26 protein-coding genes and 3 tRNA genes are annotated in these 25,386 nt (G+C 37.0%); 4 read left to right on the top strand and 25 right to left on the bottom strand.

Going from position 1 to position 25,386, the window contains the following annotated elements:
• The first annotated feature begins 354 nt into the window (after window positions 1-354).
• Window positions 355-987, top strand: coding sequence for a DUF6266 family protein (locus tag BLT46_RS03565; protein WP_090406319.1), 633 nt, complete (start codon window positions 355-357; stop codon window positions 985-987).
• 466 nt (window positions 988-1,453) lie between these two features.
• On the opposite strand, the gene BLT46_RS03570 is transcribed toward BLT46_RS03565, so the two are convergent.
• The 25 genes from BLT46_RS03570 to BLT46_RS03690 all read right to left on the bottom strand — a co-directional run bounded on the left by BLT46_RS03570 (window position 1,454) and on the right by BLT46_RS03690 (window position 24,418).
• Window positions 1,454-1,813: a DUF3592 domain-containing protein gene (locus tag BLT46_RS03570; RefSeq protein ID WP_090406322.1), complete on the bottom strand. Its 360-nt coding sequence runs from the start codon at window positions 1,811-1,813 to the stop codon at window positions 1,454-1,456.
• Window positions 1,814-1,830: 17 nt separating this feature from the next.
• Window positions 1,831-2,469, bottom strand: a complete 639-nt coding sequence (locus tag BLT46_RS03575) for a hypothetical protein (RefSeq protein ID WP_090406325.1) — start codon at window positions 2,467-2,469, stop codon at window positions 1,831-1,833.
• Window positions 2,470-2,504: 35 nt separating this feature from the next.
• Entirely contained in the window at window positions 2,505-4,103 is a 1,599-nt protein-coding gene (locus BLT46_RS03580) for a DUF3137 domain-containing protein (protein WP_090406328.1), read from the bottom strand.
• A gap of 202 nt (window positions 4,104-4,305) precedes the next feature.
• Window positions 4,306-5,043, bottom strand: coding sequence for a LytR/AlgR family response regulator transcription factor (locus tag BLT46_RS03585; RefSeq protein ID WP_090406331.1), 738 nt, complete (start codon window positions 5,041-5,043; stop codon window positions 4,306-4,308).
• Between the two features lie 10 nt (window positions 5,044-5,053).
• Complete coding sequence (locus tag BLT46_RS03590) at window positions 5,054-6,970, bottom strand: histidine kinase (protein WP_090406334.1); 1,917 nt, start codon at window positions 6,968-6,970, stop codon at window positions 5,054-5,056.
• A gap of 267 nt (window positions 6,971-7,237) precedes the next feature.
• The gene (locus BLT46_RS03595; RefSeq protein WP_245722934.1) at window positions 7,238-7,966 is read right to left on the bottom strand and encodes an ATPase; all 729 of its coding nucleotides are present in this window, start codon (window positions 7,964-7,966) and stop codon (window positions 7,238-7,240) included.
• 1 nt (window position 7,967) lies between these two features.
• Window positions 7,968-8,186: a hypothetical protein gene (locus tag BLT46_RS03600; RefSeq protein WP_090406337.1), complete on the bottom strand. Its 219-nt coding sequence runs from the start codon at window positions 8,184-8,186 to the stop codon at window positions 7,968-7,970.
• Between the two features lie 330 nt (window positions 8,187-8,516).
• Window positions 8,517-9,116, bottom strand: a complete 600-nt coding sequence (gene hisIE / locus BLT46_RS03605; RefSeq protein WP_090406340.1) for a bifunctional phosphoribosyl-AMP cyclohydrolase/phosphoribosyl-ATP diphosphatase HisIE — start codon at window positions 9,114-9,116, stop codon at window positions 8,517-8,519.
• Complete coding sequence (gene hisF, locus BLT46_RS03610; RefSeq protein WP_090406343.1) at window positions 9,113-9,865, bottom strand: imidazole glycerol phosphate synthase subunit HisF; 753 nt, start codon at window positions 9,863-9,865, stop codon at window positions 9,113-9,115. The genes hisIE and hisF overlap by 4 nt, the downstream gene beginning before the upstream one ends.
• The gene (gene hisA, locus BLT46_RS03615) at window positions 9,859-10,572 is read right to left on the bottom strand and encodes a 1-(5-phosphoribosyl)-5-[(5-phosphoribosylamino)methylideneamino]imidazole-4-carboxamide isomerase (RefSeq protein ID WP_090406346.1); all 714 of its coding nucleotides are present in this window, start codon (window positions 10,570-10,572) and stop codon (window positions 9,859-9,861) included. Before hisA ends, hisF begins: the two co-directional genes overlap by 7 nt.
• Window positions 10,569-11,147: an imidazole glycerol phosphate synthase subunit HisH gene (hisH, locus tag BLT46_RS03620; protein ID WP_090406348.1), complete on the bottom strand. Its 579-nt coding sequence runs from the start codon at window positions 11,145-11,147 to the stop codon at window positions 10,569-10,571. Before hisH ends, hisA begins: the two co-directional genes overlap by 4 nt.
• The gene (gene hisB / locus BLT46_RS03625) at window positions 11,144-12,235 is read right to left on the bottom strand and encodes a bifunctional histidinol-phosphatase/imidazoleglycerol-phosphate dehydratase HisB (protein ID WP_090406350.1); all 1,092 of its coding nucleotides are present in this window, start codon (window positions 12,233-12,235) and stop codon (window positions 11,144-11,146) included. Before hisB ends, hisH begins: the two co-directional genes overlap by 4 nt.
• Window positions 12,207-13,265 (bottom strand): histidinol-phosphate transaminase, encoded by a 1,059-nt coding sequence (hisC, locus tag BLT46_RS03630; RefSeq protein WP_090406354.1) that lies wholly within the window; start codon window positions 13,263-13,265, stop codon window positions 12,207-12,209. The genes hisB and hisC overlap by 29 nt, the downstream gene beginning before the upstream one ends.
• On the bottom strand, window positions 13,255-14,547 hold the full coding sequence (gene hisD / locus BLT46_RS03635; protein WP_090406358.1) for a histidinol dehydrogenase: 1,293 nt from the start codon (window positions 14,545-14,547) through the stop codon (window positions 13,255-13,257). The genes hisC and hisD overlap by 11 nt, the downstream gene beginning before the upstream one ends.
• Before the next feature lie 20 nt (window positions 14,548-14,567).
• Window positions 14,568-15,425 carry an ATP phosphoribosyltransferase gene (gene hisG, locus BLT46_RS03640; RefSeq protein WP_090406361.1) on the bottom strand — a complete coding sequence of 286 codons (858 nt, stop codon included), beginning with the start codon at window positions 15,423-15,425 and terminating at the stop codon, window positions 14,568-14,570.
• 476 nt (window positions 15,426-15,901) lie between these two features.
• Window positions 15,902-17,398: a PH domain-containing protein gene (locus tag BLT46_RS03645; protein ID WP_245722935.1), complete on the bottom strand. Its 1,497-nt coding sequence runs from the start codon at window positions 17,396-17,398 to the stop codon at window positions 15,902-15,904.
• The gene (locus BLT46_RS03650; protein WP_090406363.1) at window positions 17,391-18,218 is read right to left on the bottom strand and encodes a PH domain-containing protein; all 828 of its coding nucleotides are present in this window, start codon (window positions 18,216-18,218) and stop codon (window positions 17,391-17,393) included. Before BLT46_RS03650 ends, BLT46_RS03645 begins: the two co-directional genes overlap by 8 nt.
• Window positions 18,219-18,490: 272 nt before the next feature.
• Complete coding sequence (locus BLT46_RS03655) at window positions 18,491-19,204, bottom strand: DUF4397 domain-containing protein (RefSeq protein WP_090406367.1); 714 nt, start codon at window positions 19,202-19,204, stop codon at window positions 18,491-18,493.
• Between the two features lie 292 nt (window positions 19,205-19,496).
• Window positions 19,497-20,021 carry a hypothetical protein gene (locus BLT46_RS03660; protein WP_090406370.1) on the bottom strand — a complete coding sequence of 175 codons (525 nt, stop codon included), beginning with the start codon at window positions 20,019-20,021 and terminating at the stop codon, window positions 19,497-19,499.
• A gap of 301 nt (window positions 20,022-20,322) precedes the next feature.
• Window positions 20,323-20,937, bottom strand: a complete 615-nt coding sequence (locus BLT46_RS03665) for an alpha-ketoglutarate-dependent dioxygenase AlkB family protein (protein WP_090406373.1) — start codon at window positions 20,935-20,937, stop codon at window positions 20,323-20,325.
• A gap of 82 nt (window positions 20,938-21,019) precedes the next feature.
• On the bottom strand, window positions 21,020-21,514 hold the full coding sequence (locus BLT46_RS03670; RefSeq protein WP_090406376.1) for a ClbS/DfsB family four-helix bundle protein: 495 nt from the start codon (window positions 21,512-21,514) through the stop codon (window positions 21,020-21,022).
• 12 nt (window positions 21,515-21,526) lie between these two features.
• Entirely contained in the window at window positions 21,527-22,066 is a 540-nt protein-coding gene (locus tag BLT46_RS03675; RefSeq protein ID WP_090406379.1) for an STM3941 family protein, read from the bottom strand.
• A gap of 4 nt (window positions 22,067-22,070) precedes the next feature.
• On the bottom strand, window positions 22,071-23,198 hold the full coding sequence (locus BLT46_RS03680; protein WP_090406383.1) for a GNAT family N-acetyltransferase: 1,128 nt from the start codon (window positions 23,196-23,198) through the stop codon (window positions 22,071-22,073).
• Window positions 23,199-23,261: 63 nt separating this feature from the next.
• The gene (locus BLT46_RS03685; protein ID WP_090406386.1) at window positions 23,262-23,795 is read right to left on the bottom strand and encodes a GNAT family N-acetyltransferase; all 534 of its coding nucleotides are present in this window, start codon (window positions 23,793-23,795) and stop codon (window positions 23,262-23,264) included.
• Window positions 23,796-23,800: 5 nt separating this feature from the next.
• Window positions 23,801-24,418, bottom strand: coding sequence for a class I SAM-dependent methyltransferase (locus tag BLT46_RS03690; RefSeq protein WP_090406389.1), 618 nt, complete (start codon window positions 24,416-24,418; stop codon window positions 23,801-23,803).
• Window positions 24,419-24,902: 484 nt separating this feature from the next.
• Here BLT46_RS03690 and BLT46_RS03700 point away from each other — a divergent pair.
• From BLT46_RS03700 to BLT46_RS03710, 3 genes are all read left to right on the top strand, one after another.
• Window positions 24,903-24,986: transfer RNA gene (locus BLT46_RS03700), tRNA-Ser, on the top strand.
• A gap of 10 nt (window positions 24,987-24,996) precedes the next feature.
• A tRNA-Pro gene (locus BLT46_RS03705) sits at window positions 24,997-25,071 on the top strand.
• Window positions 25,072-25,113: 42 nt separating this feature from the next.
• Window positions 25,114-25,188, top strand: a tRNA-Pro gene (locus tag BLT46_RS03710).
• The last annotated feature ends 198 nt before the right edge of the window (window positions 25,189-25,386 follow it).

Below are 25,386 nucleotides of genomic sequence, written 5' to 3' on the forward strand. Positions count from 1 at the left end.
AATTAGATTGCTATTAGCCTTTGATTTAGCTAAATATGACTTTTTACCCCTCAAAAAAACCTTTTTTGCCTTTCACATACCCTTTTTTACAATGTGTATCATTTTGCTATAAAACACGTACAACCCCAGTAATAACAAGAGTTTGATTAAAATTTGACTACAAGACAGAAAAAGAGACAAGAAGGGAAAAAAACGGAAAAGAATGGAAAAAAAAGGAAAAGAAAGGAAAAAAGTGGTCATTTGAGCCCAAAATAGCCAATAGCCCAAAAAAGACATTATAAATATATTTAATTTTACCATATAAGAATCTGACAACCAACACTCTATTGTTTAAAAATAAAATAATCTTTCATTATGGCAAGAATTCCAAATGGTCTTTTAGGTGAGTTTACCGGTTCGATTGGCACTGTGATTGGATACAATTACAGAGGTCAAAAATGTATGCGTACTAAACCCAGAAAAAAGAAATACAAATCAACTCCTGCTCAGTTGAAACAACAACAAAAGTTTAAATTGTCGCACGAGTTTTTATATCCTCTGAGCGGTGTTACAGATCTGTATTTCGGACATAAAATAGGTGCTAAATCACGTACGAACTTGGCGCTTTCTCATCTTTTATTATATGCAATTAAAGACATTGATGACAACCTCCAAATCAACTACCAACAGGTTGTGATTACAAAGGGATACTTGCCTGCTGCAACGATTACCGAGGTAACGCTTACTGACGAAGAATTGCGTATTAACTGGACGCCTAATGGAGGGCGTGATTTGGCACTTGACTCGGATAAGGCGAAAGCGGTATTGTTTTGTAAAAAGCAAAAATTATTCTTCTTACCTGACAAAGAAGGGTTTAGAAGTGAGGGTACATTTACGTCGCCTTTACCGGAAAATTGGAAAGCAAAAAATTGTATTGTGTGGTTCTTTTTTGCTAAACAGGATGATAGTGAATGTAGTACAAGTGTGAATTTTTATGGATTGATATAGAAGGTAATGCGTGATACGTAAAACGTGAGGCGTGATACGTGAGGCGTGATGCCTCTTTGTAGATATGTATTTTGTCGTATGCCGTGTGGGCGAATAATAATTCTCCCCTACAACAGTGGTGGGTGTAAATCGGGTTATTAGTTTAATCGGAAAAAGGCGATACTTCGTATTTCCACATATCATATTCATCATAACGATGCATTGCGGCATACGTAGGGGTAAACCTACGTGTTTACCCACAATTAATTATTTATAATTAATCATACATTAAAATGTTTGGAATGGGTTGTTTATTAATAAACAACAAGCGGCGGCGCCCCTACGGAGCGTGAGGTGTGATATACATTGCTTATAACTATAAACAAAAAAAAGTCCACAAAAACATCTTTGTGGACTTCACTTTTAAGCATTGGATCTTTTTCTTTTGCTCATTCTCTAACTAAGTGTTTTCTATATAACAACGAGATTAATCTCTCATTATTTCTTTATAGCGTTGTTCTGTTACCGCTAAACGGTTTGCAACAGAGTCGTAGTAAATAACGATTTTATCACCTACTTTTTTACGCATAAAAGATTCACCTGCAATTCTCTCTTTTTTTAGATTGCCTGCATAATCTTTATATTCTAATGTCCACGTAAGCTCGTTCGACTTTCTTCTTTTTACTTCTTCAATATCAACGATAGTCGCTTCTGATTTGGCATAAGTTACATACTCACTTTTGTATTTACGGGTGTCAAACATTCCTCCGTTGTACAACATATAAGCCCCGATTCCTCCTGCAACTACTAATACAAGGAAGATGATTTTTGCTAAATTACTTTGCATCTTTTATCTGTTTTAAATTATATACCTGCGAAATCAACTGTTCCGTCTTTTTGTACTTCAAATGTGAAATCGTAATAGCTTGTTACTGTCTTACGGCCACGCATTTCTTTTGCTTCTCCAATTTTTTGTGCGTGTATAACAAAGCGTACTTGTAATTCGTTTTCTCCTACTACTCTTACTGTGTAGCTGCGCAAAACAAACTTCTCATATTCTGATTCTAACATAGCTGCCGCTGCTCCTACTTGGTACGGAATCTGATCGTAATTAATACTTTCTAAGGCTACTGTATAATCCTTTTTAGCTTCTGTTTTAACGCCTACTTTATTCTGAATATTTGCAATTAACTCGCTTGCTTGCTTTGCCATTGCGTTCTCCATTTCTTCTTTTGGCTCGCCTACTTTACCGTCTGCATACGTTTGCTCGTACTTCTTGTCTCCGTCTTTGTACTGAATTGTAACGCTTCCTAATGCTGCATATAGCTCATCTTGAGATAATAAGGTGATTGCACTTACTTGTTTATCTCCTCCGAAGTTCTTAATTACTAAGTCTTTAACTTGCTTGCCGTTATCTTCGTTTTGTGGAAAAATTGTACTTCCTCCACAAGAGGTTAGCATTGCTGTTGTGGCAACAGCTAAAAACAAAATCATCTTTTTCATAACTACTTTGATTTAATATTTAATACTTATTTTATTTACTGAACTATTTGTAGGTTGTCTATTATTTCGAATTGTCCTACTATCTCTTGGTACATTTTGTCTAATAACGCTTGGTCTATTTTGGTAAACAACGCATCTTGTGCTTGTAAACCTACCTCCGTTATATTAGATGTATTACTTGCAATGGTTATGGTGTGCTCTCTTAGTACGACATACACATTTCCTTTACTGCGTTTGTTAATCGCCAGTAAACGCTGCATAAACACAGGAGTTAATACTTTTCTGACTTCCGTTTCGTCTTTACTGTAAACGGTAAATTGTTGTAAAAAGGCTTCATTGTTTACAGCTACTTTTTCGCCGCTTTTGTGCAAATAAGTGGCTATTTCGTTGTCCATTACAGTGCTAAACACACCTTTTTTAGGGTGTATGTAAATGGGTACGGCAAACTTCTGAGGGGGTCTCGCTACGAAGTAATTACCTGTAAATACGGTGTCGTCAGCTTCTTTGACTCTGCGCATATTGGGGCGATAGGTCAGGGTTAGGTTACACGACTGAAAGGGTATTCCTTTGTAATATCCTACAAATTGTTCTCCCCCATATACAGCGTACTGCTTGACTTTCAGTAGGTCTGATTGCAATATTTCGGGTAGGGATAAATGCCCTTTTTCAATGTATTGAAACTTGGGATTAATAAAGTGGATAATCTTCGTAAATACGGTTTTCTTTGCCTCTTGTAAACTTGATGAAGTGTCTTTATTTCTGGTATTTTGTTGCTTTGGGGTATTATTCTGCTGTCCCATATAGTACACCAATGCACCAATGGTCATTACTACAAAAAAGCTACCTATGAACATAAATAGGTTATCTGAGTCCTGAAAAAAGTCGGGATTAACCGTAGAAAAATAGATGATTCCGCCTACTAAAGCAAGGGAAATGACCACTTGAAGGTAAAGTACTTTGTTTGCTTTATGACGTCCTTTTTCAAGAGTGGACAACTGCTGACCAAAGGTTTGCCTGCAAAATGCTTGAAATGTGTGCAACGGAGCTAAGTTCGTTTGTCCTTGTTCTTCTATTGCTATTTCTTGTTTGTTTTCTCCGTAAATAGCGCCTATCACCTGCTCGTAATAGCCAACATCTACGTGGGCTAACGCTCTGGTTATATGGGGAATCACCAAAGGGGGAACCGGAAGGGTAAACTCTTTTTGGTCCACACGTACCTTTATATAACTGATTGAATCTAAGGTGAGCCTGACAATTAATAGAGGAACTATGGTTAGATAGGCATTCTCAATATCGACTACTTCTCCTTTTTCACCTTGCTTTATGCGCGTAAAAACAGTTGTAACTTGCTTACTTCTATTCATCACATTGCGCAATGAATTTAAGGGAAAGGCAATCAGACTAAGGAAGATAATCGGAAAGATAATTTTGTAATACGCACCAACGTTTTTGCTATTTTCTAAATTAGCTATGGTTTTTGAAAAGGTACTTTGAAGGGGGTCTAAAGCATAAACCACAAGTAAAACCGCTATAATAAGAGCAACTACCACGATGACAACAAGGTTGCGCAGAGCTATTTTCTTTTCTCTGTCACATTCTGCTACTATTATTTTTTGGGCTTCACTCAGGTTCATAACTGTGGGGACTAACCAAGTTGACTTCCTTATTTATCAACTTTCCGCAAAAATAAAGGGTATTTTATGGATTGAGGGAACTTATCTTTTTTCGCTACGTTTTAGTAAATTATCGTACTCTTTTTACAAATAATCGTTTTGCCATTTTAGTACAATTATCAAATTTATTGTGTAAAATATAACTAACAAACCCCTATTTTACTTAGGAAATACTGCTTATAAATTCTAAGACTACTTCCTTTTTACGATCGGATACGGGAATGGTTTGTTTGGTAAACAACTCTAATAAGCCGTTTTTGTAATACTTGCTGATGTAGTTTACATTGACTAAATAGGATTGGTGACAACGGATAAAGGTGTTGCTGGGCAATAGTCCTTCGTATTCTTTCAATACTTTTGACACCACTATCTTTTGTCCGCTATTCAGATAAAAAGTCGTGTACCCTTTGTCACTTTTACAATACATAATATCGCGCACTTGTACGATTTGTGTGTAGTCAAAGTTTTTTAGTGCAATACGCGTTGGCGCTTGTTCACTTTGGTAATAATCAGAGGCTATTTCTAATTGCTTTTTGTCGATTTTATGGTCGTCAAAATTGTTGTAACACCTGTCTATTTGCTGTTTAAACTCCGCTTCATCAATGGGTTTCAACAGATAGGAAAACGCCCCTAAGTTTAAGGCGTCAATGGCATAATTGCTATAAGCAGTGATAAATATTATCTGTGCGCTTACTTCCATTTTGTGAAACAGCGAAAAGCTATTGCCGTCTTTTAAGTGGATGTCGGCTAATATTAAATCGGGTTGTTGTTGTTCAATTTCTACTTCTGCTTTGCTGATTTCCCCCGCATATCCAACTACTTGTAAGTAGGGTATATCTACGATTAACGAGAGGATGTATTTTAAGATATTGGCTTCATCTTCGAGTATATATACTTTCATTTTGTTGGGTTTAGTCGATTAAAATTGGCAAATAAATATGAACTACTACACCTGTTTGTTGTGTGGTGTCTGCCTTGTTTACAACCTCAAAATAGGCTCTTTTTTGAGTGGTATTATAGTGTAAGTCTAAACGCTCTTGTGTGATTGTTTGGGATAGCGACTTCTTAGTTTGTGACTTTTGATTTGGGGTGTTCAGCCCTTTTCCGTTGTCTGTTATACAAATGTGTATGTGCTGATTTTCCTGTGTTATTTCCATCGACAGTTTTCCTGCATAGTCAATATGGGCAAACCCGTGTTCAATGGCATTTTCAACGAATGGCTGTAATAGCATAGGCGGAATTTCAATATTGTCTATGAGGATATCGTGGCAATTGACAGTGTACTCAAACTTGTTAGCATAACGCATTTGTTGTAGTTTGACGTAATTGCTAATGGTAGTCAATTCTTCTTTTAAGGTGATAAACTCACAGCGATTGTGTTCTAAGATATTGCGCATTAGGGTTGAAAAGGCAAGCAGGTATTCATTGGCTTGTCGCTTTTGGTCATTGACAATTAACCCTTGTAAATTGGCAATGGAATTGTAAATGAAGTGTGGATTTAACTGCAATTGGAGTGCGCGTTGTTCTACTTGCATTTTTTTGTTTTCCGTTTCTAATCGCTGGTTTCGCTCTTTTAACAAGCGTTGGCGATAGCGGATTTGCATATATAAAAACGCGAAGACAATAAGGAGTCCGAATGCCGTAAACATACGCCATTGTTGCTTAATCACTTTTTGGTTTAAGTCGTTATTCGTTTTTAATAAGGTTATTTCTGAGTCTTTTTTCTCGGTTTCGTATTTGGTTTGTAACTCGGCTATGAAGTCTGCTTTTATCTTTTCTTGGTTTGCGGTTTCTACTTTATAGCAAGAGTCTAAGGCTATTAATGCGTTTTTATAGTCGCCTTTTATCTTGTACGTATTGCTTAATCCACTGTAAATAATTCCTTTTTCTTGTCCTTTGTTACGGGTGTCTGCCCAGTGTAATCCTTCTTTGTAATAGGTTAAAGCCGAATCGACTAAGTTGTTTTTGATAAAACTGGTAGCCAGGTTATTGAACGAGGCAACGGTTAGTGCGTCGAGCTTTTTCAATTGGTTAAAACTCTCCTGACTACTTGCTAATGCTTGTGGGTAGTCCTTTTTTATGTTGTAGTAAAAGGTTTCTAAATCGTAATAACGCGCTGTGGCTAACGGGTCTTGTGTTTGTGCTAACAAGCGTTTGAACTCGTCTCTCAAATGGTCGATTTTATCTTCGTTTCCGGATGTAATTGCCAAGAGTAACGATATTTCGTAATAGCGTTGTTGAACGACCACTGACTTGTTTAATGGATGGTTTTCAAAGTGTAAGGTTGCGTATTCTAAGGCTTTTGCGGGGTTTCTGTTTTTGAAGTACGCTTGTGCTAAAGCGTCGTAAAAGCGAAAAGTAATACTGCTGTTTGCCTTTTCTGCTTCACTTGTTTTTAGCAATAATTCTTCCATCAACGCTGCGTCAGCAATTGCGTTGCTGTTTAATGCCGAATATAGAATATACAGTTCTTTTAGGTGGGTTACTTCAGCTTGTTGCGCTGTTGTTTGCATCGCTGTAAAGTGTTGCTGTGCCTCGTCAAACGCTTTGTTTTGATATGCTTCTAATCCGCTTATATAGTGATAAAAGGGATTTTCTTCTTTGTTGGCAACTGCTGTAAATTGGTCTTTTTCTTGTTGTACTACTTTCTTCTTTTCCTCAATGCTAAGGGTGTCTATGGATAGGAGCATCGCCAAGTAATCTGCCGTTGTACGGGTGTATTTCTCTTTATTGTTAAGAGCGGTTTCTTCGTTGTTAAGTTGTTGCTTACACGAAGTGAAAAAACACAAAATTAAGAGTAAAAATAGGGTAAACTGCCGATTGACCATAGGTTGCTTTGCTTTTTTAAGAGCGTCAAAGCTACGTATTCATAAAGATTTATTAAAATTTATTTGATTGGGAACTGGGAACCGATATGCGTAATGCGTGAAACGTCTTGACGGGAACTGGAAACCGAAAACCGGGAACCGTGATGCGTGAAACGGCTTTGTGGATATGTGTAACGTATAATTTTCGGTTCAGACGCGATACTTCGCGTTTCCACAATACATAAAAAAAAAGGATGAATAACAATTCACCCTTCTATAATTATCTATTTATTTCTGTAACTTTTCCAATAAATACTTGCCAATCCACTCTGGTACCTCTTCACTTGTAATGGTAACATCATCACCATTTTTCTCAACAAATACCGATATACCATCTTCCATTGAACTATCTATTATATATGCTCTATCTACACTTAAAAAAGCATCACATAATAATTCCATTGATCTGTAATAACGACTAACTATCTTATCTGTATCTACATCATGTCCACCTTTTCCAACTCTATTAGCAACACGACTAATATTAATAGATGGGTCTTGCGTCGAAATAAAATATAAATATGTTTTAAACCCTTTGGCTTTGGCTTCTTTCAAAAATTCTACTTTTGAAGGATGAGACATTACAGTTTCAAAGGAAAATGAAACATCACAATCCAACAAAATATATCTCATAAATTCAGCAATAACAGCTGCAATATAACTATTAATTGGAGCCTCAATAATCAATACGTTCTCTTTAATTCTAACTGACGACAAACTATTCAGCTGTACACGAGTGTCATTCTCTATCAAATTATTTAAAAACAACAACCACTGTTCATTACTTACTTCAGTAGGAAAAAAATTACTACAATCAATAAACCCATTAGCCCTCAATTCTTTTTCAATTTCATCTGCATTGACATAATAACCTATTGAACACTCTTCTGCAATTCCCGTTAATAACGTTGATTTGCCAGAACCATTTGGACCTCCAAACATTCTAAAACGTTTCATATTATCGTTTTAATTTAAACGATTTCACTTCTGTTTTTACTGTTCCGAATTTCGGCTTACCTAATACTTTCTTAGTACCATCAGATCCTACTTCGATTAATTGTCCTCCTTCAACTTTTTGGTAAGACAAGCCTAATGCTTTATTAACGCGAATAGCATTTTTAGAAGCCTTTAAATGTATCGTATTAAGTTTTTCCTTATTGATTTCTTTTGTTTTCATCTTCTAATCCTTTTTACTTCTTTAAATATACAACAAAAATCATTGTTTGTCAATACATTACAATCAACACAAAATCTCTATCATTCTTCAACAAAACAAATATATTTAGATCGTATTCGCAAATTTAAGTCAACTATAGTTTAGTGATTTATACTTTCAGTGACAATATAGCTGATCTACAGAGAACATCTTGACGGAAACCGATATGCGTGAAACGGGAACTGAAAACTGAAAACTGAAAACCGATAAACCGATAAACTGAAAACAGGGAACCGGGAACCAGAAACCGATAAACGTGAAACGTCATAACGTAAACCGTTAACCCTCTTCTTATTGATGTCTTTCTTTCAAAACGGCTTCTATGTCTTCTAAGGTGAATCCCTTTGCTTTTAGCAACAGCAGGTAGTGATACATCAAATCGGCGGCTTCGTTTTTAAATAAATCGGCGTTGTTATCTTTGGCTTCAATGACTACCTCAACGGCTTCTTCTCCTACTTTTTGGGCTACTTTATTGATGCCGCGTTGATATAACTGATAGGTGTATGAACCCTCTGTTTTGTTGTCAATGCGACTGCTAATCACGTCTTGTAATTCGTACACAAATCCTTTGCTACTGCTTTCTGTGGTATCAAAACACGTTTCTGTTCCTCTGTGGCAAGTAGGTCCGTCTGCTTTTACTTGAATTAACAGACAATCGCCATCGCAGTCCAACTGCATACGCTTTACCCAAAGGTAGTTCTGTGAGGTTTCTCCTTTTGTCCACAGCCTGTTTTTGGTACGGCTAAAAAACGTTACTTTTCCTTCTGCAACGGTTTGGTCAAAAGCAGCTTCGTTCATATAGGCTTGCATCAACACCTTCATTGTTAATGCGTCTTGAATTACAACTGCTACTAACCCATTTCCCTTATTAAAATCTATATTCTCTTTCATCTTACTGCTATATTTTTTGTTTTTAATGCTTGTTTTAATGCTACAATAGGCACTTGTCCGTAGTGAAAAATACTGGCTGCTAAAGCACCTGTGGCACGCGTTTGAGTAAACACTTCTTCAAAGTGTTCAATAGCCCCTGCTCCACCTGATGCAATGACGGGAACATCAACAATATCGGCTACTTGACTGGTTAGTTCAAGTGCAAAACCACCTTTGGTTCCGTCGTGATTCATAGAAGTTAACAGGATTTCCCCAGCCCCACTACGCACGCCTTCTTGTGCCCAATCTAACGTCTGTTTGTCCGTTTTCTCACGTCCTCCTTTGCTATACACCCACCACACGTCATCCTCTTGTTTGGTGTCAATGGCCAATACCACACATTGGTTGCCAAACTCTTGTGCCAACTCGCTCAGCAACTCCACACGGCGGATAGCGGCTGAGTTTATACTCACCTTATCAGCACCAGCGCGGATGAGTTCCCTCGCTTGTTCCACACTGTTGATTCCGCCACCCACTGTAAACGGAATATTGATTTCCCTTGCAATAGCGCGTACTAAATCAACTAACGTCTTTCTGTTTTCAATAGTTGCCGTAATGTCTAAAAACACCAATTCGTCTGCTCCCTCTGCTACATAGCGCTTTGCCAACGCAATCGGATCACCTGCTTGTTTGATGTTTTCAAAGTTTACACCCTTTACTACTTGTCCGTTTTGAATGTCCAAACACGGTATTATTCTCTTTTTTAGCATAACTCACTCAACTGTTTTAACGTAATCGTTCCTTCGTAAATCGCCTTGCCAATAATAGCGCCCTCACACCCCATTTCTCTCAACCTCAACACATCGGCTATGGTGGTGATACCGCCACTGGCAATTAAATCAACACCTGTTTTACTCATAATCTCATTGTATAGTTCAAAAGCAGGTCCGCTCAACATTCCGTCTTTGTCAATATCGGTTACAATGGTCGTACTCACGCCTTGCTCCATATACTCGCTAATGAAAGCCACCACATCAACCTTACTGCCTTTAAGCCAACCTTGGGTCATAATTTGACGGTCTTTACAATCGGCTCCTAAGATAATTTTGTCGCTGCCGTATTCTTTCAACCAGCTGTAAAAAAGCGTTGGATTATTCAAAGCTACACTGCCCACAGTTATCTGATTAGCTCCTGATTCAAAGGCAATCTTCACATCCTCCTCTGTTTTAATTCCCCCTCCAAAGTCCACAATCAGCTTAGTTTGTGTGGCAATCGCCTCTATTAATCCGGCTATCTGTACTTTGTTTGACTTAGCCCCATTTAGGTCAACTAAGTGTAAATATTGAATACCACTATCTTCAAAGCGTTTCGCCATTTCAACAGGGTCGTCTGCATATATTTTTTTAGTGTCGTAATCTCCTTTGCTCAAGCGAACACATTTTCCGTCTATTACGTCTATTGCTGGTATAATTCTCATAATTTTAAAAAGTTTTTTAATAATTGGTTTCCAATAGTTGCCGATTTCTCAGGGTGAAACTGCACAGCGTAAAAGTTGTCTTTTTGCAAAGCCGCTGAAAAAGGCAGAATATAGTTTGTTGTAGCTATGGTATTTTCATTCACCTCAGCACAATAACTGTGTACAAAGTAAAAGTCGGCTCCCTCTTGTATGCCTTGAAACAACTGGCCTTGTAGGGTATTACAATCGTTCCAACCCATATGTGGCACGATATCCGTACTTGGAAACAAACGCACTTTGTTGTCAAAAACACCAATGCCCTGCGTATTGCCTTCTTCTGTAAATTGGCACAACAACTGCATTCCTAAGCAAATGCCTAAAACGGGTTGTTTCAACTGCTTTATCACCTCGTCTAACTGGCGTTCTTTTAAATACGCCATCGCCGATGACGCCTCACCTACACCGGGAAAAATAACTTTATCAGCAGCGTTTAATTCGTTGACATCATCCGTTACAATAGTCTGATATCCCAACCGCTGTACGGCATTCTCAACCGACTGTATATTTCCCGCATTATACTTTAAAATCGCTATCATAAGATTCCTTTTGTACTTGGTATTTCGTAATTATTTGTGCGTGATACCGCTTGTTTTATCGCTTTTGCAAAGGCTTTAAACACTGCCTCTATCTTGTGGTGCTCATTCGTTCCCTCACATTTGATGTTTAAGTTACACTGTGCAGCATCACTAAACGATTTGAAAAAGTGGTAAAACATTTCTGTTGGTACATCTCCTATTTTCTCACGGGTAAACGCCACGTCCCACACAATCCAAGGTCGCCCTCCAAAGTCAATAGCCACCTGCGCTAAGCAATCGTCCATTGGCAGTAAAAAACCGTATCTCTCTATTCCCTTTTTATCGCCTAAGGCTTGTTTGAACGCCTCTCCCAACGCCAATGCGGTGTCTTCCATTGTGTGGTGTTCATCAATTTGCAAATCGCCTTTTACCTTCACCTGTAACCCTACTTCCCCGTGTTTACTGATTTGTTCTAACATATGGTCAAAAAACGGTAAGCCTGTGTCAAACTGCGACTCCTTATTACTATCCAGGTTCACCTGCACTTTAATATCGGTTTCTTTGGTAGTGCGAACCACCGTTGCTGTGCGTGGTTTAGCTTTTAAAAACTGATAGATGTCGTTCCAACTCATCGTTGTTAACGCGGCTTCTGTATTGTTGTTCTCCTGAATTAAAATAGCCTGTGCACCAAGGTTTTTAGCCAGTTGAACATCTGTTAGCCTATCGCCAATAACGAAGGAATTTGCCAAGTCGTAGTTGCCATACACATACTTGCCCAACATACCAATACCAGGTTTACGCGTTGGTTTGTTCTCTTGTTCAAACGACTCATCAATGTAGATGTCCACAAAGTTGATTCCCTCTCCTTGCAATACCGCCAACATCTTGTTTTGAGCAGGCCAAAAGGTTTCTGTTGGAAACGACGCTGTACCCAGTCCGTCTTGGTTACTCACCATTACCAATTCGTAGTCTAATTCCTTGGCAATACGCGCTAAATTGGTAATTACCTGAGGAAGGAACTCCAACTTCTCTAAGCTGTCGATTTGAAAGTCAGCTGGTTCGTTGATGATTGTTCCATCTCTATCGATAAATAATACTTTCTTTTTCATTGTCTATTTGTTTTAAAGTGTTGATTAATTGGGTGTTTTCCGTTGGTGTACCGATTGAAATACGCAGTGTATTAGGCACGACACTATGGCGATTGCGCACAATAATTTGCTTGTCTATCAATTGGCTGTACACCGCATTAGCATTGGTTACCTCCACTAAAATAAAGTTGGCATCTGAGGGATAAATGCGCTTGGTCATTGCCATTGCGTTAAGTTCCTCAATCACCCTTGCCTTTTCTTGGTTCAACAAAGCAATGCGTTGGTCAAATGCCGCGGTGTCACTCAACACCTTAATTGCTTCCATTTGGTTGATTTGGCTGATGTTATAAGGCGACTTCACCTTGTTGAAATACTGTAATACCTCTTGATTCATCACCGCCATTCCTATTCGCAAACCTGCCATTCCCCATCCTTTTGACAAGGTTTGTAGAATGATTAAGTTAGGATAATCACCCAAACGCTGTGTCCACGATACGCTATTACTGAAGTCGATATACGCCTCATCAACAATAACTATCCCTTTGAAATTAGCCAATATCCACTCGATTGTTTCCGTTGCAATTACATTTCCGGTTGGATTGTTAGGCGAGCAGATAAACATTAGTTTGATGCTGTTGTCTTGCAAATACGGGGTTAGACTTGCCTTGTCAATCTGAAACAAATCGTTCAACGGCAAGGTGTATAAGTCCACATTGTTGATATTAGCGTACACCTCGTACATTCCGTATGTAGGCGTAAATGCCAATGCCTTGTCTTGTTTCGGTTCACAAAAAATGCGGTAAGCCAAGTCAATCGCCTCATCACTTCCATTTCCCAAAAACAAGTTGGCCGCGTCTATGTTTTTAATATCGGCAATTACCTGTTTCAACTCCTTTTGATACGGGTCTGGGTATCGGTTGGTCAAACCGAAAGGGTTTTCATTAGCGTCTAAAAAGACCCCCTCATTCCCTTTGTATTCGTCTCGCGCACTGGCATAAGGCACTAAACTTTGTATATTTTGTCGCACTAAAGCGGTGATATTACTGTTCATTGTTCAACTTTTTTAAGCGAATGGTAACGGCATTTTTGTGAGCGACCAACTGCTCTGCTGCTGCCATAATTTCAATAGTTGGTCCGAGTTGTTGGATTCCGGCTGCGGTGATGGTTTGAAAAGTAATCTTCTTGACAAAACTATCTAAAGACACGCCACTGTAACTTGTTGCATACCCGTTTGTTGGTAAGGTGTGATTGGTACCACTGGCGTAATCTCCGGCACTCTCACAAGCGTATTTCCCTAAGAATACTGAACCTGCATTGACAATCGCATCAGTGTATTGTTCGAAGTTGTCCACTGCCAATATCAAGTGTTCAGGCGCATAGACATTGCTCAGTTCGATACACTCATCTATGTTGTTTAACTGAATTACCAGACTATTGGTCAGGGTTTGCTCAACTAATTCACGTCTTGGCAACTCCTTTGTTTGCGCCACAATTGCTTGTTGTACTTTGTTTAATATTGCTTCGTTATCACTGACTAAGACAACTTGACTATCGGTACCGTGTTCTGCTTGAGATAACAAGTCTGCCGCTACGAAATCTGCATCCGCATTTTTGTCGGCAATGACTAACACCTCACTTGGACCAGCCGGCATATCGATTGCCGTTCCTTGACTTGACACCAACTCTTTTGCTTTGGTTACAAATTGATTACCCGGTCCGAAAATCTTGTACACCTTAGGTACGGTTTCTGTTCCGTAAGCAAAAGCGGCGATGGCTTGTGCGCCTCCTATTTTGTATATTTCGGTGATGCCTAAGAACGATGCGGTGTATAGAATAACTGGATTAACTACGCCGTCTGCATTACACGGTGTACACAACACAATCTGCTTGCAACCTGCTATTTGCGCTGGAATTCCCAACATCAGTAAGGTTGAAAACAAAGGAGCCGTTCCTCCCGGAATGTATAATCCCACTTTTTCAATTGGTTTGCTCTTTCTCCAACAGCTTACCCCAGGACTCGTCTCTACTACTGCTTCTGGTGTTTGTTGTGATTCGTGAAACTTCTTGATATTGGTATAAGCTACTTTTATCGCTGCTTTCAACTGTTCATCTACCTGACCAATAGCGTTACACAACTCTTGATTGCTCACTTTTAGGTTGTCAAGACTCGCCTTGTCGTACTTCTCTATTAATTGGTAAACTGCCTTATCGCCTTGTGTGCGTACTTGTTGTAATATATCGGCTACTTTATCCGTTAGGTTTTCTGCTTGTATACTTGGTCGTCTACAAAGCGTTACCCATTGTTCACGTGGGGGAAATTGTACTGTTTTCATCTGTAATTCTGTTGGTTGGCTTAAAAAATCATCTTTTCAATTGGAGCGACAAGAATACTTTCTGCTCCTGCTTTTTTGAGTTCGTCTATGATATCCCAAAACTTGTCTTCTTGAATAACAGAGTGAAGGCTACTCCACCCTTCATCTACTAAAGGAAGTATGGTTGGACTTTTCATTCCGGGTAATATTCTGACGATTTCATCTAACTTTTCATTAGGTGCATTAAGTAGGATATACTTGTTTTCTTTAGCTCTTAAAACGGCTTTAATGCGGAACAACAGTTTTTGTAGTATAGCTTGCTTCTCATCTGCTAACCCCGGACTTGCGATAAGAATAGCCTGACTATCCATTACTTTCTCTACTTCTTTTAGTCCGTTTGACATTAGGGTTGACCCACTACTTACGATATCACAGATACCGTCTGCTAATCCGATGCTTGGGGCAATTTCAACACTACCTGAGATAAACTCGATGTTGGCTTGTACGTTCTTGCTTTCCAAGTATTTTTGAAGGATAATCGGATATGACGTTGCTATCTTTTTATTTTGGAAGAAGGAGATATCGGTGTATGCTGTGTTTTTAGATACAGCTAAGCTCAATCTGCAAGAAGCAAAACCAAGGTATTCTACAATATCTACGTTTTGGTTAGCCTCTAAGTAGGCATTCTCACCAACAATTCCGATATCAGCTACATTTTGTTCAACGTATTTAGCGATATCATCATCGCGTAAAAACAAGATTTCGATTGGGAAGTTTGTACTTTCGGAGATTAGTTTTCCTCCTCCGTTTGGAATCTTAATGCCACATTCTTTGATAAGTTCTAAGGACTTTTCGCTTAAACGACCACTTTTCTGGATTGCAATTTTTAATTTACTCATAGTTTCAATTTTAAATGTCTGAGTAAACCAATACAGGTGTATAGAATGCTTATAAAAACAAAAATCCCGTTTGACTTACTCAAACGGGATAATTAGATATATTGTTGTTTAAATTTACATCATAACATTATCTGCTCGCGTGAGTGCAAGTTAAATGATGATGATGATGTAATTTATTTGTAAACATTTTTTCTGTTTTTGTATAATTCAAATGTAGTGTTTTTTTTAATTACACAAACTTTTTTTGTGTTTTTTTTGAAAAAAAGATGTTTTTTATTCAATGTAACGTGATGAAAAGCAAGGATATACAGACTGCTATATATTGTCATATTATGTGTAAATGTGCAATCTGAAGACGCTAATTAGCGTGGTCTATAGATAAAACAGGCCGATTAACAAAGTGGTAATTATACGATATACACGCACACACAGACGTATCACGTATATCAGTTTTCAGTTCCCGATATATCCCTATATCACATCCAACTCTTCTCTGCTGTTTCTACTTTATAAAGCATTAAATCGCGTAGTTTTTTTAATTCATTGTACTTTGAAGTACTGAAACGCAAGGGGCCTCCAGCTGTGTGTAAAGTTAAACTACCAACATTAGCCGATTGTTGCCACCACAATTGAGATAGGGTTATTTTCTGTATTTTATGAGGCTCTAAGTACGTGTGTTTGATGTCCCAAACGCCTGTTCGCAAAACAATAAAGTGGTCATTAACAAACAGTCGCCCTACTTTGTACATTCGAAATAGTATAGCAAAAACAACGGTACTGTACCCTAATGCAAGGCTAATAAACTTTTGGAAAGGTAGTTGTCCGTAATACATAAACGCGAAAATAGCCAAGGGTAAACCTATAAACATAAACGCTCTAAAGCCTAAGAAACGGTAGTTGTATTTCAATGAGAATGTACTTTTCTCTGCCTGTTTGTTGTAAATAATATCAAAAAAAGCTGCTTTCTCAACAGCAGAACAACCCGGTATTTCTAATCCTGTTTTGTTGTTTTCGCCTTCTACTCCGGCAACCTGAATAATCTTTAAACTGGTGATATCCCATAGTTTTTGGAAGTAATTCTGTATTAAAACAACCTTTTGAACGCGATTAGGACGGATAATCGTATTTCTTGTTGACACCAATCCGTGTGATAAAACCAACGTATTATTAGTTGTTGTAATCTTGAAATCCCAAAACTTCATCAAAGTTCTAAACACATTAACAACCAATACCAATAGGATGATAAACGCGACAATATACAATCCGTAAACAGCAGAAAAACCATTGCTTACATACTCGGACACACTTTCTTCATCTAAGTATTCTTCATATACTTTCTTGCCAACAAAAGAGTCTAAAAACATATTGACAAATACGAAGATAAGTCCGGCTGTATATAGATAGTTGGTTGTTAACCCCACTTTTAACAAGGTTCCAACACCTATTTCTTTTGTATTTTGAACTGTAGAAGCGGTTGCACCTTCATCAACATTCGCTGGCTGTTGTTCCTTTTGATATTCTAACAATATCTTTTTCAAGTTATTTGCATCAGCCCACGCCATAGACGGAATTACGGCTTCTTTGTCTTTACTACCTGCCGAGTCAATCTCAACGGCATAAACATTTACAATGCGATTGATAAAACTCTGATTGAGATTTACTTGCTGAATCTTATCTAATTGAATCGTGATTTTAGACTTGTTGAACACTCCTTTTTCAATGACAAATGCGTCTATATTTTCATCGATGTAAAACGTAAACTTGCGGTAACTGAAATAAGAAAACACAAGCATTAGTACAACGATTAACGCTACTGCCCCACCTATTGAGAAACTAAATGAAATACTGCCTTTAATAAAGTAAATCACAATTAAGGGTGCAAATGCCCTACCTAAACGTTGTAAGGTGTTTAGGAAATTGGCAACTATACCAATTGCTGCTTGTCTGGTTGGTTGGTAAAAGTTGTTATGCATTATTTGAAATATTCGTGTGAGACAATGGTTTCTCAGTACAACAACTGTGTTCTGAAATATTGTGTCCTCCCTCTTGACAACAAGTACACTCTGCTGTGTTATTCTCACAAGTATCGTGTCCTCCCTCTTGACAACAAGTACACTCTGCTGTGTTATTCTCACAAGTATCGTGTCCTCCCTCTTGACAACAAGTACACTCTGCTGTATTGTGTTCACAAGTATTGTGTCCTCCCTCTTGACAACAAGTACACTCTGCTGTGTTGTGTTCACTTGATTTTACAGTCTTGTTCTCTTGGTTGATATTCTGGATTACATACGCTTTCAATCGGTCTCCATCTTCTTTAGACAACCCCGGAATCTTCAGGTCGCCCATCGCACCACCAGCTGTAAAAAACTCCACTGTACACAAGTCGAACACGCGCAATAACGCACTTTCATATATACCTACGTGTTGCACTCTATTGAATGGAATAACCGTTTCAGTGCGATTGATGAGTCCGCTTTTATAAATAATATCTCTTTCTCTAATTGCATATCCTTTCTTCTTAAACCCCAATAAATTAACGACTACAATTAGCAATGACAATATACTCGTAAAAGCAATAGCAGCAATTTGTAGTCCCATTGGCAGTTCTAATTCCGGAATAAAATCGTGAGCAAATAGTGGTGTACATCCTATTACTGTTAAGACAAGTACAATTATCGTTAAACGGATAAGAATTACGTTGCCATATCTTGAATTTAGGGGAGTAAACTTGATTGCGTCAAGATTAGGTAATCCGTTGACTTTTATTTGATTATTAGAAAAGGTATCATTCATCGCCTTGAAATTCTTGTGTTTTGTTGTTAAAGATATAGGATTATTCTTTTGTTGTAAAGAAAAAAGAGCATTAGCCTAATGATATCCTACATTTGGCATTTAAACCTCAAGCTCTTGTTTTAGGCAATTAAATATTATAAAAAAGAAAAAGTCAATAAAAGGAGTTGATGTATCAACACAAAAAATCCCTTTAAGTATCATGTCTAAATACAAAAAGGGATTCTTAATCAATAAAAAAATAAATAGCTAAAATAATCTTACATAGCGGACTCTTAAATGACTCCGATATAATATGATTTCTCTTTGTTGTCTTTAGCTCCCACAAAAGTCACCGTGTAATATCTACCCTTTTCAAACTTAACGTTCTCTCTGGTAGCTAATATATTTCCGCTTTTGTCAACTATAGAAACCTTATAGGTATTGGGTTTAATTCCATTAAACACCTGGCTTTTACTTGCAGTAAGCTTACTATCTTGTATTCTGTTGTCAAATGCATCTGCCACAACCTTACCGTCAAACTGTAGGGATACCTCTACATTATCAGAACTCAGGTTAAAAAAGCGTACACCTGCATTTGGGTTTTCAATTCCCTCTTCCTGAGGCATTCTCTCATCTGAAGTAATAAAGTGGTTAATAGTTTCCGCTGAAGCTCCTGCTATAAAAGAAGTATAAGCTTTTCCGCTTTCAATTTTAATAACTTCAGTAACCAATGGTTTAGGAGTTACACCATCAATAATTGTTAAGGCGCGATTGCCACTCCACAAATTTGCATAACCAAACGTACGGTATATCAAAGGTTGATATGGTGTTTGAATACTTCGATTGTCAACAATATAACGCACTTGGTTACTACCTTCATATGCATTTACCATTGTAAATACACCAGCAAGATCTTCTGGATATCCATTGTAATTATCATCATTACTACAACTACTACTTACAACAAGTAATAAAATAGCAGATAATAGAGTGAGTACTTTTTTCATAATTGATTCTATTTGATTAGTTATATTATTCAATTTACAAAAACTGTGCACTTTTTATTTAATTCTTGAAAAAAAAAGTAACTATTTTAGTAATTACTCCCAGAATTTGAATGTTTTTACTACTCTCAAAGGCTTCTTACCAAGTCATTTTAGCGCAAAAAAAAAGTTGATGATTACTCACCAACTTTTCCAACACAAATATATAAATACAAATTAATCAATGTTTTATGCAATTTACAAAACCTATAATTACATTCAAACAAGGCATTCTCACGCTTTGTGAAGCACCTTATTACTTACTTAGTTTTTTACCCGCATAAAGTAATAAAGATTGTATATAATCTCCATCAAAATCAATACAATAAACGTTTGAAATTCTAAACTCTTCTATCTCCTCTTGCCACTCTCCATTGTCTGCTAACTCTTCAAAAGCAAAGTATTCACCATCTTCACTTTCCATATATTTACCTACATAGTACGTTTCCTCATCTTTAAACTCAACTCCTATAGCTCCGTATTTTCTATCAATATCAATTAATGTCAGAAAAATATTCTCTTTTAATTCTATAGGCTTGGTGTAAAAATCTACATGTTTAGCTTTTAAAACTTCTTCCAGAAATAGAATATTTTCATCGCGTTCAACTGTAGTTATCTTATCAATTTTAATTAATTGATAACCATCCATTATGTAATCTACAGGATTAGATTTAATCAAAAGCCATTCTTCATTATAGGCTAAAACAATACCTACAACCAGCTGCTTCTTTCTCCCTTTTAGTTTAATACCAACTAATTTATTTAAATAATCTCTAATCATTGTAACATCGTTTTAGGTTGTGTAACAAAGCTTCACTTATAGATCATACACACTTCTTGCTTTTACAAACTTGTATGCATTATCATATCTTCTTAAATTTAAACATAAAAACATAGAAATAGTATATTATGCAATGTTTTTTTTAAATAAAAATCATTTTGTATAATAATCTACAAATCAACCAACTAAAACAACTTTAATACCAATTCTACTGTTGCAATATGTCATATTTCTTGATTTCATTGCTCTAATTTTACTAAAAAAAGCTAATACGGTTTATAATAATTTCTTTTCAGTTAGATTATTCCGAATGTACAATCGTTCTGAAAGTCAAATTTATACGAGGAGTTTTAACCATTTTAGTTGGAGGTAAACGATGTAACCAATTGGTTTGTGTTGTCCCTTTCATCACTAATAAGCTGCCGTGCTCTAAAACAACTTCAATCTTCTTTTTGGTTTCTTTATGCTTAAATGCAAACTTGCGAATAGCGCCAAAACTCAAAGAAGCAATTGCTCCGTCCTTTTTAAGGTCTCTTTCTCCATCGCTGTGCCACGCCATCCCCTCTTCGCCATTGTGGTACAGATTAAGTAAACACGAATTATAAGTGTCTCCAGTCTTTTCCTCAACTATTTTCTTTAATGCTAATAAATTATCTGTCCAAGGCAAAGCTGTTTTTGTGATTTGAGAATACGTATAAGTAAAAGGGAGATCACCATACCACGCTACTTTACGTTTGGTAACTACCTTTTTTCCAATGATGATTGCTTCGTCATTTTTCCATATAATCTCATTCATCAAACGCTGAAAGTACTCATCACTCTCGCTTCTATTAACAACCACTCCATAGTAATTCACTTCTCCATCAAAGGGAAGCAAATTCATTGGTTCATCAAAAAAACTATTAAACAAGTCCATATCGTATCTTTTGATACAAGTTTAAGTATAAAAGAAATAGTTTAAATAAGAAATAATGCGAATAATTAGCGCTAAAATTGTCTTATTTACGCTTTTTAAGAAACTTAATTGCCCAATCATAATGACTTGATGTAGCCGAAATGATATAAGACCCTAAAGACGTACTGCCTGTCCACTTATAAAATTTCTTCTGAAATAATTGCTCATTACTATGTTTGCCTATGATATCAAGCAATAATTGATGTGAACTTTGAAGTAGTTCAATAGCCGATATACCTGGAGTATGTTGGTACATCTGATGAATAGCTATATTTAATTGAGGAGTAGTTTTCCAAGTGTACCCCTCAGCTGGCATTACAGGTTTACCCCCTTGAATTCCAACTGTGTACCACTGTTCAAACAGTAAGTGCCAATGGTGTAAGTGCATCAACACGTCTCTTCTATTTCTGTTTAAAGAAGGTATTTCAAACTCGTGTTGCAACTCCTCTTCAGATAAGTTTGCAACCAATAACATTAGCTGAGAAAAGTTCTTTTCAGCTAAATGTAATAACTCGTCTTTCGTAATTGGCCTACTCATTTTTGAAGTATCTTAACTGCGGTATTGATCTAAACGTTGGTTTAACTTATCCAATAAGTCTTGTTGTGAAGTAGCTAAAAACGTCATATTAATAAACACAGACGTTCCGTAGTTTTTTAGATTAGCTTCCATTGACTTGCGTTTGATAAAGTTTGTCTGTTTGTCGATGTATTCTTGGGGATTAAGAACATAAACCATAATAAACTTATTACTCTTTACTTGACATTCGACAAATGAAAACACATCTTCCCAAGGAATTAACCCATTGACCACTGATGTTGCATTATCCGTAATCCCTTGATTATCGATGATTAGCCCCGGTCGCTTGTCAAACAATTTTATTGCAAACAGGTATGAACCGTAACCAAAAAAAACGATACACAACAAGGCAATTGCAATTGTAAACACATATGAATCTAATATCCAGTTATCGGGGGATTTAGAGGATACAGCTAAGATTAATACACCTGCTGCCACCAAGAGTAGTGTTCCTATTAAATACAAGAACAACCTACCTTTCTTAATTGCTATTCTAATTGGGGTGATATTCATAGGGTTATTTTAAAGACAAGACATACTGTGCCATCTCACGCATTCTGTTTTTCAAAGGTGTTGGCTCTAATACAAAGTCATATGTATGTGTGAAACCGAATTTCAAAGGAATTGAAACACTTACTTCATTTTCTCGTTCAACACAATAGATAATCTCTTCTGTGATTACCTCTCCTTTAATCAAGTTAACCATTGCCTCTACAACCTCAGTACCAAATCGCTTATTTTGAGCAGACTCCTTTAACCACAAGCCTATTTCCACAGATTCATTATTAATGTCATTTAGTGCACAACTACCGATAAACTCCTTTGTTTGCTTGTCTAAAATAGCTAATACAAGTGCTGTTCCATATGTAACTTCAATGCGAGAACGACGAATATATTCCTGCATAAACTCACGGCTACCTGTAGGGTCAAAACTCAAGTATTTAGCCACCGCAGGTGTTAAGTTTGCCATTAAGTCGTCTAAGTGATTGTCGTTTATTACAACCAACTCCAAACGATCTGTTAGCCACGTTTTATTTAAGTCAAACGGCTTGCGCTCTTGGTCTTTTACCATTTTAACGATAGTCAGTAAGTCGTACAAAATACCTTGTTCAATCTCATCATTGGCAACTACCTGTTCTAAAACCGGTTGATAAGCACACAACACCTCTTTTGTGTAATACCAAGACAAGTCAAACATATTACCCATATCAGTTGTTGTCCAATACAGTTTATCCGTATCTGCATCAACAAACTCTGCCCATAGAAAAGGAGAGTCGGCTTGTAGCGTACCAAAAAAGTCTGGAACGTTCTCAAACTCATTACCATCTCTAAACGTTTCCCACTGAAAACCAACAGCCTTGGCTATCTTCATAATTACGCGAAGCATTAAATCTTGGTTGTGATAGCCTGTTTTTAATACTTGAAACAGCTTAATTAACACAGCAGGAGTAACTAATACCACTCCTCCTTGGTGTTCAACATTATTTGCTAAGTTAAACAATGCCATTCTACTCGTAGCAGGATTTAACTCTTGCAACTGCTCAATAAACACTGGTAAATCATCCGTTCTACCGTTCCAATGTACTAATCTATCCCATTGAATAGAATTAAAATCTATCTGTTCTAATGCCTCTATCGTAAACATATTCAATCAACCTATTATAAAAAAGTTCAAAAAGCTACTGCCTTTTGAACTCTAAATTATTTATTACTTCTTTGCGTTGTCCTTGCGGTACTGAAGCATATTTAATACTTTCTCCTCACTAATATTACGCACGAAGTCACTGTGGTAAACATACCCTAACTTCTCAGCGATCTTAATACTACCGTGGTTGTTTTTCTCTACATTGTAAATTAAGTAATCAACATCTAAGTTTTCGTTTACATAACGCTCTAAACCATTGATTAACTCACTTCCATATCCTTTTCCAAAAGCAGACTCTTTTAACCAGATTCCCAATGAAATAGACTCGTCATTTACATCGTGAATACCACAACATCCAATGAATTCTTTAGTGTTTTTATCAGTTGCCACTAAGGTAATATCTGTTCCTTTTTCTAATACGTCTAAACTGTAATCGATAAATCCTTGTGTATCTTCAATTTTTCCAGTTGGAATAAACGGAAGAAACTTAGCTACTGTAGGGGTCAATTCGCGAAAGATATCTTCTTTAAAAGCGTCTTTAACTACTTCAAAAGATAATCTTTCTGTAGTGAACTGAATGTCTTTACTAAATCCCATATATATTATTTTTTATTTTTATTAAACTGGCAGTACACAAAGTTCTGTTTTGTGTCAAATGGTGTGATGTGATCATCGTACAAGCTATTGTTCAAAGTAAATTTCTCTGCAAACACAGCTGTTAAATCCTCACTATTATATTGTTTGATATCTAATCCACTACAACGCAATGGTCCATTCTTTGAAAAAGTAGCCACAACTAACGCATCAGTAACCGACTCGTTTACGATGGCTTGATAAGCTGCAATATCTTGTGGGGTTGTCAAAAAGTGAAACACCGCTCTATCGTGCCATATCGCGTACTTTTCTGTGGGTTTAAAATCAACAACGTTACTTTCAATCCACTTTACTTGCTTAGCGCGTTCGCCCAAACGAGCTTGTGCACGTAGCAAGGCATTTTTAGAAATGTCCATAACCGTAATATCTGTGTATCCCTGCTCTAAAAGAAAGTCAACTAAATTACTATCACCTCCTCCAATGTCTATAATCTTAGCCTCTTTTGGAAGTTTACTGTTTTCTATAAATTGTAGTGAATGCACTGGTTTTATTTGTGTCCAACTTACCTGTTCTGGTGTTTTCGACTTATAAACTTCTTCCCAATGTGCTTTTTCATTACTTGTCATACTACATTGTTTTTATCTGAAAAGCAAAAATAACAAAACCACGACAACAATGGTGTTATTTAAAACAAAAAAAGCCACAAGATAAGTCTTGTAGCTTAATGATTGATTTGAATTAGTTAGTGTATAGTTATTTTCTTTTACTTTTTAAGAGGAAAATAGGCGTCACATTCCCTTTAGAAGTATAATTTTTAACCTGTACATTAACAAATATAATAATTTATCAGAATACTTCATCATCGTTTTCTATTTAAAATAGCCTATACAAACTCAGTAAAAACAAGCATTTCTTCTATGTATCTTATTTTTTTAAAATAAATCCCATTAATTCTTTCAAAAATATCTCTCTCATTTATAAGTAGATATAAATTTATATAGGGAAAAATGCGAATATCCCATTTTTTAGTCCCCGTAAAACTTGCAGAAACAAAAAACTCGTAGTATGTTTGCAATCGCAAATAAGCAGTAGTATATATGCTTTTGCAACGGAGAGGTGCCGGAGTGGTAACGGAGCAGATTGCTAATCTGTCATCGGGTAACCGATGCCAGGGTTCGAGTCCCTGTCTCTCCGCTAAGTTTTTCGGGGTGTAGCGTAGCCCGGTCATCGCGCCTGGTTTGGGACCAGGAGGTCGCAGGTTCGAATCCTGCCACCCCGACGAAATAACTTAGACAATAAAATATACTAAAGATGACCCAATCGGGGTGTAGCGTAGCCCGGTCATCGCGCCTGGTTTGGGACCAGGAGGTCGCAGGTTCGAATCCTGCCACCCCGACAAAAAGGAATCACTGTTTAGTGGTTCCTTTTTTTATACCCATAAACTAATGAATAAGCAATTTTTACAAAAGCTGTATCGTCAATACTTAAACCATTACTTCGGATCAGGTGCAAAAGTTGGGGACTAAGCAAAAAGTTTCGTCAATCTAAACAGGAAAAATGACTTATCTCTTACACCTCTATACATCATTCTAAA

The sequence above is a fragment of the Myroides phaeus genome (genome assembly GCF_900099675.1).
GTDB classification, from domain to species: domain Bacteria; phylum Bacteroidota; class Bacteroidia; order Flavobacteriales; family Flavobacteriaceae; genus Flavobacterium; species Flavobacterium phaeum.